This window comes from Rhizobium sp. FY34 (genome assembly GCF_005222845.1).
Classification (GTDB): Bacteria; Pseudomonadota; Alphaproteobacteria; order Rhizobiales; family Rhizobiaceae; genus Neorhizobium.
In genome coordinates, this window is the sequence record NZ_STFZ01000012.1 from 1 (window position 1) to 13,693 (window position 13,693).

A 13,693-nucleotide genomic window follows, 5' to 3' on the forward strand; every position below is an offset into this window, starting at 1 on the left:
TCCAGAACGAAGGACTTCGTCGCTAGCAGCGCCGCCGCCCTCGTCAGTGATCGGGGTTATAGATCCAGCAATTTCATACGTCAACTGCATTTTTTCTGAAACCGGATAAAAAACGTAAGTAATTGAAAAATATCAGTTTATTTTGTTGTCGATGGGAAAATAGGCAGGTCATGGCGCCATTTCAGGCAAAATGGCCCGGTTTTTCTCGAGGATGGAGCGTTCTGTCTGCGAGATGGGAGACCTGCCGTTCGGCACATCTGAGGACCTATTGCATAAAGGGAGGAGCAGACCTTGCCGCTTGTCCTTGGCCAACAGCGCATGCGATAGAATAGTGGTTTGAATGTTCATCTCCGCCGCAGCCGGCGGCCTCCAGCAGAAAGTCAAACGCCGTGCATCTTCTCGCCGAAGCCTTCATTGCCGAACTGCCGCATTATTATCGGGGCAAGGTCCGTGACAATTACGATCTGGCAGATGGGCGGCGGATCATCATCGCCAGCGATCGCCTGAGCGCCTTTGACAGGAATCTTGCTGTTATTCCGGACAAGGGCCGCGTGCTGACGCAAACGGCACGCTACTGGTTTGAGAAGACCGCAGATATCTGCCCAAATCACGTCCTGTCCTATCCGGACCCGAATGTAGTGATCGGCAAGCGGCTCGATATCCTGCCGGTCGAGATCGTCGTTCGGGCCTATCTGGCTGGCTCCACCGGCACCTCGCTTTTGACACTCTATAAGAAGGGCGCGCGCCATCTCTATGGTCTTCACCTTCCAGACGGGTTGCGCGACAATGAAATCCTGCCCCATCCAGTGATCACGCCGACCAGCAAGGCCTTTGACGGCGGTCATGATGAACCGCTTTCACCAAGCGACATCCTGGAGAGCAAACTGCTGACCGCCGCACAATGGGAAACCGTCAGCGCCTATGCGCTGGCGCTGTTTGCCCGCGGGCAGGCGCTTGCGGCAGAGCGTGGCCTAATTCTCGTCGATACGAAATACGAGTTCGGCGTGGATGAGGCTGGCACCATTATTCTCGCCGATGAGATCCACACGCCAGACAGCAGCCGCTACTGGATCGCCGGCAGCTATCCGGCGCGATTTGAGCAAGGCCAGCGGCCGGAAAGCTTTGACAAGGACTTCGTGCGCGCCTGGGTATCGGAACGCTGCGATCCCTATCACGATGAGATCCCGCCGATCCCCGCCGATCTCATCGAAGCCACGGCTGGCGTCTATCGTCATGCCTTTGAGAGCATTACCGGCATGCCGCTCGCGCCGATTTCGCCGGATACCGATATCCTCGAGCGCATTCGCAGTAACCTTGCGGCCTATTTTCCGTAATGGTTTGAGCCGGTCGAAACGGGAGGGGACAGAGACAGTGCGAAGACCAAGGAGGCGGGCAGAAGACACCCGCGAGGAAATTCTAACGACAGCCGAACGCTTGTTCGGCGAGAATGGCATTGCCGGCTGCTCGATTGCCCATATTGCGCAGGCACTGTCCATGTCTCCAGCCAATGTGTTCAAGCATTTCCATTCCAAGGTGGCGCTGGCAAATGCCATCTGTGATCGGCACATTGATCGCATGATCGAGCGGCTGCAGGATTTAGACATGGCGGGGCCGGCACCGCAGCGCCTGCACTGCATGGCTCATCGGCTCATGGATGCGCATCTCGCCTCACTCGAGGACAGCCCTTATATGCTGGAGATGATTTTCCTGTTGACGGAAACGGCGATGAACAGCGGACAGCGCTACAAAGATATTCTGGATGGCCTGTTCCTGGATCTCATTCAATACGGCATCGCCACCGGGGTCTATTTCAGCCGTGACCCCCAACGCTCAAGCCGCGCGCTGGCGGGCGCCTTCGCAAGCGTGCTGCACCCGGTGTTTCTGGCCCATACGCCAGTCGAAGAACTGCGCCAGAGATGCGATGAAATTGTCGATCTCGTGAACTGCGGATTGCAAAACCCCCTTGCTAAGTGACGATTTGTAACATACGTCACTTTGTAGTTTGGCAAGCCATGCCCGACATAGACATATTTTGTCTTGCCGCGGCGGCCCTTGCGCTCCACTATTTCCACCTGCCTTTACAGGTTCGACTGCCCTTCAATTGGATAGCACCATGACCGCACGCCGTCTTATTATTCCGCTCACGCTTGTTCTTGCTCTGGCGAGCTGCAGTGACCAGGGAAATTCCGGCGCAAGCGCCGGCAAGCCAGGAGCCGCCGGTGGAGAGCGGCCGCCTGCCAAGGTAAGCGTGGTGGTGATGAAGCAGGGCGAACAGCCATTGACGCGTGTCTTGCCGGGCCGCGCCGTGGCCTACCAGACCGCTGAGGTTCGCCCGCGCGTCAATGGCATGATCGAACAGATCGCCTTCAAGGAAGGCAGCGAGGTCAAAGCCGGCGACCTGCTCTACAAAATCGATGACGACACCTATTCGGCCCTTCTCGAGGAGGCAAAGGCCACTCTTGCCAAGGCCGAAGCCAGCATTCCAAGCGCCCAAGCAAACCTTGCCCGCTACGAGCGGCTGGTCAATAGCGGCGCAACGCAGATTGAATATGAAAATGCACGCGTGACACTCTTGCAGGCGCAGGCCGATGTCGCCCAGGCAAAGGCTGCCCTGCAATCGGCGCAGATCAATCTGGGCTATACGGAAATCAAGGCCCCCTTTGACGGCCTGACCACGATTTCGACCGTCAGCATCGGCAATATCGTGACAGCAAACCAGACGACGGCGCTCACCACCTTGCGTCGCCTCGATCCGATCTATGTCGATCTGACCGATTCGAGTGCCAATCTTCTGGAACTGCGCTCAGCCATCGCTGCCGGTCGCCTGAAGGGAAACCAGACGGAAGCCGACATCACGCTGACGCTCGAAGACGGCACCAAGTATGACAAGACCGGCAAGGTCGATATGGCTGAAATGGCCGTCAGCCAGACGACCGGAACATACCAGATCCGCGCCGTATTCGCCAATCCGGATGATATCATCCTGCCCGGCACCTATGTGCGCGCAACCGTCATCGTCGGCTATGAAAACGGCTTCCTCATTCCGCAGCGTGCTGCAACGCGCAGCCCGGCCGGCGTTCTTTCGGCAAAATTCCTGACCGCCGACAATAAAGTCGAAACGCGGACCTTCGAAGGCAGCGAGCTTTCCGGAAACAGCTGGATTGTCACAAGCAATGTGAAGGATGGTGATCGACTGGTCGTCGACGGTCTCCAGCGGATTGCCGATGGTGCGCCTGTCTCACCCGTGGAAGCCACCATCAATGACAAGGGCTTCGTCGTCGAAGCTCCCGCGGCCAATGCCGCAACCCCTGCAGCGAAACCATGATCGGCCGCTGGCACGGACAAACAGGCGTCAAGGGGTAAACAATGGCTACTTTCTTCATTCATCGCCCGATCTTTGCCTGGGTGATTGCAATCATCATCATGCTCGGCGGGGGCATGGCAATCTTCAGCCTGTCGATCGCACAATATCCTGAAATCGCGCCGACGACCGTGCGCATTCAGGCCAGCTACAATGGCGCAAGTGCGGAGACGGTGGAAAAATCCGTCACGACCATTATTGAAGACGGCATGACCGGACTTGATGACCTGACCTATATGACGTCATCATCCAGCACCGGTTCAGCAACCGTGACGCTGACCTTCGGCAATTCCATCGATCCGGATATTGCCCAGGTACAGGTGCAGAACAAGCTGCAACTGGTTCAATCGCAGTTGCCCGACGTCGTTCAAACCGCCGGCATCGAAGTGACGCGATCCACCTCCAGTATCCTGCTGGTCGGTGCGCTCGTCTCCACGGATTCCAAGCTGCGTCCGGTGGAGCTTGGCGACATTTTCTCGACGCAGATCGAAGACCAGATCAAGCGCCTAGAAGGCGTCGGCAGTATTCAGGTCTTCGGCACGGGCTACGCGATGCGCGTTTGGCTTGATCCGTTCAAGCTGAACAAGTTCCAGATCACGCCCAATGACGTGACTTCGGCCATCGAGGCCCAGAACACGCAGGTCTCTGTCGGCTCGATCGGTGCCCAGCCCATCATGGAAGGCCAGCAGATCAGCGTCACCGTGACAGCCCAGAGCCAGTTGCAGTCGGTCGCGGATTTCCAGTCCATCATTCTCAAAACCGAAACCGATGGTGCAACCGTTCGCCTGAGCGATGTTGCGCGCATCGAGATCGGCCAGGAAAGCTATTCGACCAATTCGCGATCGAACCGCAAGCCAGCAACCGGTTTTGCCGTCAATCTGGCAACCGGCGCCAATGCGCTGGACACCGCCGCACGGGTGAAAACCGCTCTCAACGCGATTGCGCCAACACTGCCTGCGAATGTCGCCATCACCTATCCCTATGACACGACGCCCTTCGTGCAACTGTCGATCGAGAAGGTGGTGCATACGCTGATCGAAGCCATCATCTTGGTCTTCGTCGTTCTTCTCATCTTTCTGCAGAACCTGCGTGCCACGCTCATTCCCATGATCGCGGTGCCCGTGGTACTGCTCGGCACATTCGGCATCCTGGCCGTCGCCGGTTACTCGATCAATACGCTGACCATGTTCGCCATGGTTCTGGCGATCGGCCTGCTCGTCGATGATGCGATCGTTGTCGTGGAAAACGTCGAGCGAATCATGACCGAGGAGGGCCTGTCTCCGCTAGAGGCGACGGAAAAGTCGATGGGCGAGATCACCGGCGCGATCGTCGGCATTGCGCTCGTGCTGACCGCAGTCTTCATCCCGATGGCATTTTTCGGTGGTTCCACCGGCATCATCTACCGGCAGTTCTCCATCACCATCGTCTCGGCCATGCTGCTTTCTGCGCTGGTTGCCATTGTGCTGACGCCGGCGCTGTGCGCCACCATGCTGAAGCCCGCCAAGCACCACGGCGAACGCAAAGGATTGGCCGGCTGGTTCAACCGAAATTTCGACCGAACCACCAATGGCTATACCTCGACTATCGGCTTTCTGCTCAAGCGTCCGCTGCGGGTCATGCTGATGTTCGTCGTCATTCTGGGCAGTTGCGGCTGGCTTTTCCTGCGCATGCCAAGCTCCTTCCTTCCGCAGGAAGACCAGGGCGTGCTATTCACCATCGTTCAGTTGCCGAATGGCGCCACCACGGCCCGCACGGAAGAAGTGGTGAAAAAGATCGAGGATTATTTCCTCGACAAGGAAAAAGATGCGGTTGAGGACGTGTTTGCCGTGGCCGGTTTCTCCTTCACCGGCTCCGGGCAGAACTATGCCATGGTCTTCACCAAGCTGAAGGACTTTGACCTCCGCAGCGATCCCAAACTGGCGGCATCGGCAGTTGTCGGGCGCGCCATGGGCTATTTCTTCACGCTACGCGACGCGACCGTCTTCCCGTTGCAGCCTCCGGCCATTCCGGGCCTCGGCAATTCCAGCGGCTTCTCCATGTATCTCGTCGATAGCGGCAAGACAGGGACGCAGGCGCTCACGGGGGCATCACAGCAACTGCTTCAGGCAGGCGGCGGCAATCCCACTGTCACGGCCTTGCGCTCCAACAGTCCGCCCAGTGAAACCCAACTGCGTTTCCTGCTCGACCAGGAAAAGATGGGCGCCATGGGCCTCGACATCGCCACCGTCAATTCCATGCTGACAACGATCTTTGCCGGACGTGACGTCAATGACTTTACTCTCAACAATGAGCTAAAGCCTGTCTATGTGCAGGGCGATGCGCCCTACCGCATGCAGGCAGATGCCATCAACAGCTGGTTTGCCCGCAATAGCACGGGCGAAATGGTGCCCTTCTCATCGTTTACTCGATCCGAATGGGTCAGCGGCGCGCCGACACTCAGCCGCTTCAACGGCGTCAGCGCGATTTCCATGGAAGGTTCAGCAGGTCCGGGCGTAAGCTCCGGCACGGCGATGAACACGATGGAACAGCTGACATCGCAGCTGGACGGCGGCTATTCCGTCGCCTGGCAGGGTATCTCCTATCAGGAGAGATTGTCTGGCTCGCAGGCGCCTCTGCTTTATGCGCTCTCGGTCCTCATCGTGTTCCTGTGCCTTGCCGCACTCTATGAGAGCTGGTCTATCCCCTTTTCGGTCATCATGGCGGTTCCCATCGGCGTTCTCGGCGCCGTCGCCGCGGCCACGCTGTTTGGACAGTCGAATGACGTCTACTTCAAGGTCGGTCTGCTGACGACGATCGGCCTGGCGGCCAAGAATGCGATCCTGATCGTGGAATTCGCAAAAGACCGTCAGGCGGCGGGTGTCGGCCTCATCGAGGCAACGCTGGAGGCTGCAAAACTGCGTCTTCGACCGATTATCATGACCTCGCTCGCCTTCATTCTGGGTGTCGTTCCGCTGGCCATTGCAACCGGTGCAGGCTCTGCGGCACAAAACTCGATCGGCATCGGCGTGCTGGGGGGTATGCTTTCTGCAACAGTCCTCGGAATTTTCTTCGTACCCTCGTTTTTTGTGGTGGTGCGCCGGCTTTCCCGAGGTAGAAAACCTTCAAATTAACCTTTGATTGGCCTGAACGTTAATTTCTTGATGAGATCACAGAAGGCACATCCGCAGACCGGATGTGCCTTGGTGCTCAAACCGATGAATCGATCGTCGCTTAACCAGGATGAACTCATGACCTCCATTCGCGCAGCAGCTCCTCTTGTCATGCTCCTGCTTTCCAGCTGCGTGCTCGGTCCCGATCACAAGGCTCCCGAGATGACCTTGCCCACGAAATTTGCCGAGGGCGGCGTGGCGAGCAACGGCGACCTTTCGCAGCAAGCCTGGTGGACGGCATTCAACGACACGCGTTTGAATGGCTTTATCGCCAAGGGCCTCGACCAGAATCTCGACATCCTTGAGGCCATGGAGCGAATCAACCAGGCGGAAGCCAACGTGGTATCGGCAGGCGCAAATGGCCTTCCGTCGCTCACCCTGTCTTCCCAGGCTGGCCGCAGTGGCGTACGTGGCTGGAGCGGCGGGACCGATACACCGGCAGCGACTGCAGCATCCGGCTCGCTCGACGTCTCCTGGCTCCTCGATCTCTTCGGTCGCTACAAGCGATCCAAGGAAAGCGCGCTGGCATCCCTCGACGCTGCCTATTCCAATGTCGATACGGCGCGCCTGACGCTCCTGTCCTCGGTTGCCTCTGCCTATATCGACGTGCGCTACTATCAGGAGCGCATTTCGGTGGCGCAGCAGAACCTCAAGTCCCGCCGCGAAACGCTGGACCTGACCAAGCTGCAGCTGGAAGCCGGCGCCGCATCAAGGCTTGACGTCGTGCAGTCCGAAGGTCTGGTAAACTCGACGCTTGCCGATATTCCGGGCCTTGAAACATCCTTCCGCCGCGCCGCCCACCGTGTCGCCACCCTGCTTGCCCTGCCCGCCTCGTCGCTGATCAGCGATCTGCAACGCGGTTCCGGTCAGCCGGTGGCGCGAATCAACCCGAAGGCAGGCGTTCCGGCCGATCTTATCCGCAACCGGCCGGACATCCGCGCTGCCGAACGCCAGTTGGCAGCAGCCGTGGCATCGATCGGCGTTGCCGAAGCCCAGCTCTATCCCAGCATCAGCCTGGGTGGTTCAATCACCCCCGGCTATACGCGAGTCGCCGGTGGATCGGAATCCGGACGCCTGTCCTGGTCCTTCGGCCCCAGCCTGAACTTGCCGATCTTCGACGGTGGTCAGCTTCGCGCCAATCTCAGCTCATCCGAATCGCAGGCACGCGAAGCCTATCTTGCCTGGAAGAAGACGGTTCTCGGCGCTGTCGAGGAAGTCGAGAATGCTCTAGCCGCCATCACCCGTGATGGCCGTGCGGTGGCCGCCCAGCGCGCCACGGTCAGCTCCTACCAGGAAGCGCTGCAACTGGCGACAGCCAGCTACCGCGACGGCGCCTCCTCGCTGCTCGACGTTCTGGATGCGCAACGCCAGGTATCAAGCGCACAGGCCAATCTTGCCACTGCCATCCAGCAGCAGGCGCAGGACTACGTAACTTTGAGCGTTGCCATCGGCGGCGGCTATGCCTGGGGCAAGGGCCCGACGGTGGTTGCCGCAGCGGCCACCCAGCGCTGAGACAGCCCGTCATCACCACAAAAGAAAAGCCCCGGATCTCAATGGATCCGGGGCTTTTCTTTTGTGGGAAACCCAGTCGGGGCAGCCTGCACACAGGCCACCCCGTTTTTCGGGCCATCAGTTCTTGGCGCGTTCGACGTAGGAATTGTCTTCCGTTGCGATAACGACACGGATGCCGGCATCCACATGCGGCGGCACCATGGTGCGGATACCGTTCGACAGCATAGCCGGCTTGTAGGACGACGACGCCGTTTGACCCTTGACGACCGGTTCGGTCTCGGTGATTTCCAGCGTCACATGGCGCGGCAGTTGCAGCGCCAGCGCAATACCTTCATGCATGGAGAGAATGCAGGTCATGCCTTCCTGAAGATAGGCCTTCTGGTCACCCATGGTTTCCACGTCCACCACGACCTGGTCGTAGTTTTCCGGGTTCATGAAGTGGAAGCCCTCGCCATCTTCATAGAGGAACTGATGGTTGACGTCCTCAACGAAGGCGCGCTCGACCTGTTCGGTCGTGCGCCAGCGCTCCGACACCTTTACGCCGTCAACGATGCGGCGCATGTTGACCTGCGTCACGGGCGTGCCCTTGCCGGGGTGAAAGTTCTCTGCCGTCAGCACCACATAGAGCTTGCCGTCGACGTCGATAACATTGCCCTTGCGGACGGATGAGGCGATTACCTTGACCATGGGATTTCCTTGTGCCTGGCTTGGCTTGTCAGTACCGTGAATGCGTCGTAGAGGACCAGCCATCTGCCGGCGTTCTGGACGCTTTATCTGTTTTCCACGCGCACCTACCTCAATTCGGCGGAAAGTGGAAGTCTTCGAAGGTCAAGGCCCGGAAGAAAGGCCTAGGACCGATCGACATTCAGGATTTGGAGCGTGGTATTGGAGCCCCTCTTGCAGCCGAAATCTGTTCCATTGCCCAGAACATGGTGGCGACCGGATATCCATGCTGATCGTCGCCCCTTCCTGATCGGCCGCAATCGCATCCAGCAGGCCTTTCGTGGCTATCTCGCAGACCAGGATTTTATCGAGGTGGATACCGCAACTTTACAGGTATCCCCTGGCAATGAAGCACATCTGCACGCCTTTTCCACCGATATGCTGACCACCGACGGGCGTGCCAGCCGCATGCATCTGCACACCTCGCCGGAATTTGCCTGCAAGAAGCTTCTGTCAGCCGGCGAGCAGCGCATAGCCTGCTTTGCGCATGTCTATCGCAACCGCGAGCGTGGGGCACTGCATCACCCGGAATTCACCATGCTGGAATGGTACCGGGTGGGCGAAGGCTATACCGCCCTGATGGAAGATTGCGCAGCCCTGTTGCGGCTTGCCGCCGAAACCACCGGCACGACCAGGTTTTCCTATCGCGGCCTGACCTGCAATCCCTTTGCCGAACCGGAGCGGCTGAGCGTTGCCGATGCCTTTGCACAGTTTGCCGGCATCGATCTTCTGGCATCCCTCGCCAGCAATGGCGAAACGAACCGCGACGAGCTTCGGGTGCAGGTGATCGGCGCCGGTATCCGTGTCGCCGATGACGACACCTGGACCGATCTCTTCAGCCGCGTTCTGCTGGAAAAGATCGAGCCGCATCTGGGAAAGGGCCGGGCTACCATTCTTGAGCGCTATCCGATCTGCGAAGCAGCCCTTGCACGACCCGCAGGCGACGATCCGCGCGTGGCCGAACGCTTCGAGCTTTATGCCTGCGGCGTGGAACTGGCCAATGCCTTTGGCGAATTGACGGATGCAGACGAACAGCGCCTGCGCTTTGAAGCGGAAATGGCGGAAAAGCAGCGCGTCTACGGCGAAACCTATCCGCTCGATGAGGAGTTTCTCGCAGCACTCTCCATCATGCCGGAGGCAAGCGGCATTGCACTGGGCTTTGATCGCTTGGTGATGCTGGCAACCGGTGCGGCCCGCATCGACCAGGTCATGTGGGCGCCGGTGGCGGATTCAAACGTATGACAGCACCACGCGCGCTGAAATCGGTCGCAGACCTTCATGGCGCCGGTCTGGTAGGCGAGGACGGCCTTGATGCAGCCAGCCGGGTCGGGCAGCGTTATGCGATTGCTGTGACGCCCGCCATGGCTGCACTGATCGACCCGGACGATGCTCACGACCCGATTGCCTTGCAATTCGTGCCGGACCTGCGCGAACTCGACACAACGCCGCAGGAGCGGGCCGACCCGATTGGCGATGGCGCGCATTCGCCCGTCAAGGGCATCGTGCATCGCTATCCGGACCGTGTTCTCCTGAAGGCGCTACATATCTGTCCGGTCTATTGCCGCTTCTGTTTTCGCCGCGAAATGGTCGGCCCTTCCGGCGATGGCACGCTATCTGCCAGCGAACTGGAGGACGCATTTTCCTATATCCGCGCAAAGCCCGAGATCTGGGAAGTGATCCTCACCGGCGGCGATCCGCTGGTGCTCTCCCCGCGTCGGCTTACCGAGATCATGCGCGGCCTGCGCGACATCGCACATGTGAAGATCATTCGGTTCCACAGCCGGGTGCCGGTGGTAGATCCAGCCGCCATCGACGAGGCTCTGATCGCGGCACTAAAGGCAAGCGGCAAGACGGTCTATGTCGCGCTGCACGCCAATCATCCGCGGGAAATGACGGAAGACGCCCGCGCCGCCTGTGCGCTTCTGGTGGATGCCGGCATTTCCATGGTCAGCCAGACAGTGCTTCTCAAAGGCGTAAACGACGATCCGGCCATACTGGCCGAGTTGATGCGCGCCTTTGTCGAGGCGCGAGTAAAGCCCTATTACCTGCATCATCCGGATCTGGCGCCCGGCACCAGCCATTTCCGGCTGGATATCGCCGAGGGACAGCGGATCGTCGAGGCCCTGCGCGGCCGGGTCTCCGGCCTTTGCCAGCCGACCTATGTGCTGGATATTCCGGGCGGCTATGGCAAGGCACTGATCGGCCGCAGCGCTGTGCGACAGATCGATGACGGTTGCTACACCATCAGCGATTACCGCGGCCAGAGCCACACCTATCCGCCAGAGGAGCTGGAGTAACGGCAGGCAGCCATGGCTTTTGGTGTCAACGCGACCTTACAACAAGTTTGAAAAGGCTGAAGCACCATAAAGGTAAACAGATAGGATGACCCCAAAACCGCCCTAACGTCACCGTTCCCTCAAGCAAATATTTGATATTATTTTCAAAAACCAGCGCTTGTGTCGAATATGAACAATGTTTCTATCGAATTTGATGGAGTCTCTCTGCCCGTTGTTCACCTTTCTGCTTAGCGCTTCCTTATGCTTTCCGACTTAAGGATCTGCTCATCAACACATTTCACGTTGGGAGCAGTCGAGATGAACGAGACGATACGCGATATTCTGGCCAAGGTCGGCAACCTGCCGGTACCGGCAGCAGATCTGGCGCAGGACGCGGACCTTTACGCGGCAGGACTTTCCTCCTTTGCATCCGTGCAGGTGATGCTCGGCATTGAGGAAGCCTTCGATATCGAATTTCCGGACAATCTGCTGAACCGCAAGTCGTTTGCCAGCATTGCAGCGATCGAAGTGACCGTTTCGCAGATCCTCAAGGCACAAGAGGCCGCCTGATGAGCGTTGTTGCCTTCGCCCCCCAGGCCTTGAGCCTCTGCGTGAGAGCCCAGCGCGTGGCAGCCATTGCCGCACGCCATGCAGATGACGTGGACCAGGCCGGACGTTTTCCCAGCGAGGCGGTGGAGGCAATGAAGGCCGAGCGGCTGCTGGGTATCCAGGTGCCCGCAAGCCACGGTGGCGAAGCGGCATCGCTGACGGAAATTGCTGAAATATGCGTGATCCTCGGCCAGGCCTGCGCCGCATCCGCCATGGTCTTTGCCATGCACCATATCAAGGCGTCGAGCCTTGTGGAGCATAGCGACGACACCGGCTGGCACAGTGCTTTCATGCGCGATGTTGCCAAGCACCAGTATCTGATCGCTTCTGCAACGACGGAGGGCGGCATTGGCGGCAATTTGCGCAATTCCATCTGCGCCATCGAGGTGGATGGCCAGATCTGCCGGCTGGAGAAGAACGCCACCGTCATTTCCTATGCCACCCAAGCCGATGCCATCCTGATCACCTCGCGCGCCCATGCCGATGCGGCACCGAGCGACCAGGTGATGACGGCATTCCTGAAGCACCAATACACGCTGGAAAAGACCACCGACTGGGATACGCTCGGCATGCGCGGCACCTGTTCGGAAGGCTTTGTCTTTCGGGGGCAAGCGCCCGCCGAACAGATCTTCCCTAAACCCTTTGCCGAGATTGCCGCGCAAAGCATGCTGGCCACTTCGCATCTCTTATGGAGCGGTGTCTGGTATGGCATCGCCGCCGATGCGGTGGCCAGAGCACAGAGCTTCGTGCGGGCCGCCGCCCGCAAATCCGCCGGTGTCATTCCGCCAGGTGCCTCGCATCTGGCAGAGGCCGTCAACCTGCTGCAACTGGTAAAATCCAACCTGCTGACCGGCCTGAAGACCTATGACGAGGCGCGGGCGAACCCCGACAAGCTATCTTCCATGAGCTTTGCCATCGCCATGAACAATGTGAAGATCGCATCGTCCGAAACGATCCTCGAGATCATCAACCGGGCGCTGCTGATCTGCGGCATCATGGGCTACAAGAACGGCACGCCCTATAGCCTTGGCCGGCACCTGCGCGATGCCCATTCGGCACGGCTGATGATTTCCAATGACCGCATTCTTGGCAATACCGCCACAATGCTTCTGGTGCAGAAGCCCGATCTGAGCCTTCTGGGGGGATAACCGATGGACATGCAGACCAATTTTCTCGATCGCCTGTTTGATGCGGGTCTTCTGATTGAAACCGGCGTGGACGGGCTTTATGGCCGCAGCGGCGAATTCGAAGACGTGATTGCTGCCTTCGAACGGCTGATCGACCGGTTTGGCGGCCAGGACGGCGCGGAAGCCATGCGCTTTCCGCCGGGCATGAACCGCGCCTATTTCGAAACCAGCGGCTATATGAAGAGCTTTCCGCAACTGGCCGGCACCGTGCATTCCTTCTGCGGCAATGACCATGACCATATGAGCCTCTTGAAATGCATGGAAGTGGGCGAGGACTGGACCAAGGAGCAGGAAGCCACCGATATCGTGCTGACGCCGGCTGCCTGCTATCCGCTCTATCCGACGGTCGCTCGCCGTGGCGCCCTGCCGATGACCGGCAAACTGTTTGACCTTCAGAGCTACTGCTTCCGCCACGAACCTTCCAAGGATCCGGCTCGCCAGCAGCTGTTTCGCATGCGCGAATATGTCTGCATGGGCACCGAGCAACATGTGACGGACTTCCGCCAGAGCTGGATGGACCGCGGCGTGGAGATGATGAAGCTGCTCGGCCTCACCGTCGAGATCGACGTGGCAAACGACCCCTTCTTCGGCCGTGCCGGCAAGATGATGGCAAACAACCAGCGCGACCAGAACCTGAAATTCGAGCTGCTGATCCCCATCACCTCCGTGGCCAAGCCCACCGCCTGCATGAGCTTCAATTACCATCAGGATGCATTCGGCACCAAATGGGGCCTCAACCTGGAAGATGGCGCTGTGGCACACACAGCCTGCGTCGGTTTTGGCCTGGAACGCATCGCGCTTGCCCTCTTCCACACCCATGGCCTGTCCACTTCGGACTGGCAGGAAGACATCCGCAAGATCCTCTGGGGCTGAACG

At 59.0% G+C, this 13,693-nt stretch carries 11 protein-coding genes; 10 read left to right on the top strand and 1 reads right to left on the bottom strand.

Going from position 1 to position 13,693, the window contains the following annotated elements:
- The first annotated feature begins 389 nt into the window (after positions 1 to 389).
- The 5 genes from E8M77_RS09955 (at position 390) to E8M77_RS09975 (ending at position 8,022) form a co-directional block, all read left to right on the top strand.
- Positions 390 to 1,334 carry a phosphoribosylaminoimidazolesuccinocarboxamide synthase gene (locus tag E8M77_RS09955; RefSeq protein ID WP_137130489.1) on the top strand — a complete coding sequence of 315 codons (945 nt, stop codon included), beginning with the start codon at positions 390 to 392 and terminating at the stop codon, positions 1,332 to 1,334.
- A complete protein-coding gene (locus tag E8M77_RS24380) occupies positions 1,234 to 1,974 on the top strand; it encodes a TetR family transcriptional regulator (RefSeq protein WP_137130490.1) in 741 nt (246 codons plus the stop codon). Before E8M77_RS09955 ends, E8M77_RS24380 begins: the two co-directional genes overlap by 101 nt.
- Positions 1,975 to 2,113: 139 nt before the next feature.
- Positions 2,114 to 3,325 (top strand): efflux RND transporter periplasmic adaptor subunit, encoded by a 1,212-nt coding sequence (locus E8M77_RS09965; protein WP_137130491.1) that lies wholly within the window; start codon positions 2,114 to 2,116, stop codon positions 3,323 to 3,325.
- Positions 3,326 to 3,366: 41 nt separating this feature from the next.
- Entirely contained in the window at positions 3,367 to 6,471 is a 3,105-nt protein-coding gene (locus tag E8M77_RS09970) for an efflux RND transporter permease subunit (RefSeq protein WP_137130492.1), read from the top strand.
- Positions 6,472 to 6,588: 117 nt separating this feature from the next.
- A complete protein-coding gene (locus E8M77_RS09975; RefSeq protein ID WP_137130493.1) occupies positions 6,589 to 8,022 on the top strand; it encodes an efflux transporter outer membrane subunit in 1,434 nt (477 codons plus the stop codon).
- A gap of 117 nt (positions 8,023 to 8,139) precedes the next feature.
- Here the strand turns inward: E8M77_RS09975 and efp are convergent, their stop codons facing one another.
- The gene (gene efp / locus E8M77_RS09980) at positions 8,140 to 8,709 is read right to left on the bottom strand and encodes an elongation factor P (protein WP_137130494.1); all 570 of its coding nucleotides are present in this window, start codon (positions 8,707 to 8,709) and stop codon (positions 8,140 to 8,142) included.
- A 231-nt stretch (positions 8,710 to 8,940) separates the two neighbouring features.
- Between efp and epmA the strand changes: the two genes are divergently transcribed.
- From epmA to E8M77_RS10005, 5 genes are all read left to right on the top strand, one after another.
- Complete coding sequence (gene epmA, locus E8M77_RS09985) at positions 8,941 to 9,987, top strand: EF-P lysine aminoacylase EpmA (RefSeq protein WP_137130584.1); 1,047 nt, start codon at positions 8,941 to 8,943, stop codon at positions 9,985 to 9,987.
- On the top strand, positions 9,984 to 11,042 hold the full coding sequence (locus E8M77_RS09990; protein WP_137130495.1) for a lysine-2,3-aminomutase-like protein: 1,059 nt from the start codon (positions 9,984 to 9,986) through the stop codon (positions 11,040 to 11,042). Before epmA ends, E8M77_RS09990 begins: the two co-directional genes overlap by 4 nt.
- Positions 11,043 to 11,339: 297 nt before the next feature.
- A complete protein-coding gene (locus E8M77_RS09995; protein ID WP_137130496.1) occupies positions 11,340 to 11,591 on the top strand; it encodes an acyl carrier protein in 252 nt (83 codons plus the stop codon).
- The gene (locus E8M77_RS10000; RefSeq protein WP_137130497.1) at positions 11,591 to 12,778 is read left to right on the top strand and encodes an acyl-CoA dehydrogenase family protein; all 1,188 of its coding nucleotides are present in this window, start codon (positions 11,591 to 11,593) and stop codon (positions 12,776 to 12,778) included. The genes E8M77_RS09995 and E8M77_RS10000 overlap by 1 nt, the downstream gene beginning before the upstream one ends.
- Positions 12,779 to 12,781: 3 nt before the next feature.
- Positions 12,782 to 13,690: an amino acid--[acyl-carrier-protein] ligase gene (locus E8M77_RS10005; RefSeq protein WP_137130498.1), complete on the top strand. Its 909-nt coding sequence runs from the start codon at positions 12,782 to 12,784 to the stop codon at positions 13,688 to 13,690.
- Positions 13,691 to 13,693 lie beyond the last annotated feature (3 nt).

Excerpts from the sequence above, each read along its gene's own strand:
- E8M77_RS09975 (WP_137130493.1), top strand. The coding sequence starts at position 6,589 with ATGACCTCCATTCGCGCAGCAGCTCCTCTTGTCATGCTCCTGCTTTCC.
- E8M77_RS24380 (WP_137130490.1), top strand. The coding sequence starts at position 1,234 with ATGCCTTTGAGAGCATTACCGGCATGCCGCTCGCGCCGATTTCGCCGG.
- E8M77_RS09970 (WP_137130492.1), top strand. The coding sequence starts at position 3,367 with ATGGCTACTTTCTTCATTCATCGCCCGATCTTTGCCTGGGTGATTGCA.
- E8M77_RS09965 (WP_137130491.1), top strand. The coding sequence starts at position 2,114 with ATGACCGCACGCCGTCTTATTATTCCGCTCACGCTTGTTCTTGCTCTG.
- E8M77_RS10000 (WP_137130497.1), top strand. The coding sequence starts at position 11,591 with ATGAGCGTTGTTGCCTTCGCCCCCCAGGCCTTGAGCCTCTGCGTGAGA.
- E8M77_RS10005 (WP_137130498.1), top strand. The coding sequence starts at position 12,782 with ATGGACATGCAGACCAATTTTCTCGATCGCCTGTTTGATGCGGGTCTT.
- E8M77_RS09995 (WP_137130496.1), top strand. The coding sequence starts at position 11,340 with ATGAACGAGACGATACGCGATATTCTGGCCAAGGTCGGCAACCTGCCG.
- efp (WP_137130494.1), bottom strand. The coding sequence starts at position 8,709 with ATGGTCAAGGTAATCGCCTCATCCGTCCGCAAGGGCAATGTTATCGAC.
- E8M77_RS09990 (WP_137130495.1), top strand. The coding sequence starts at position 9,984 with ATGACAGCACCACGCGCGCTGAAATCGGTCGCAGACCTTCATGGCGCC.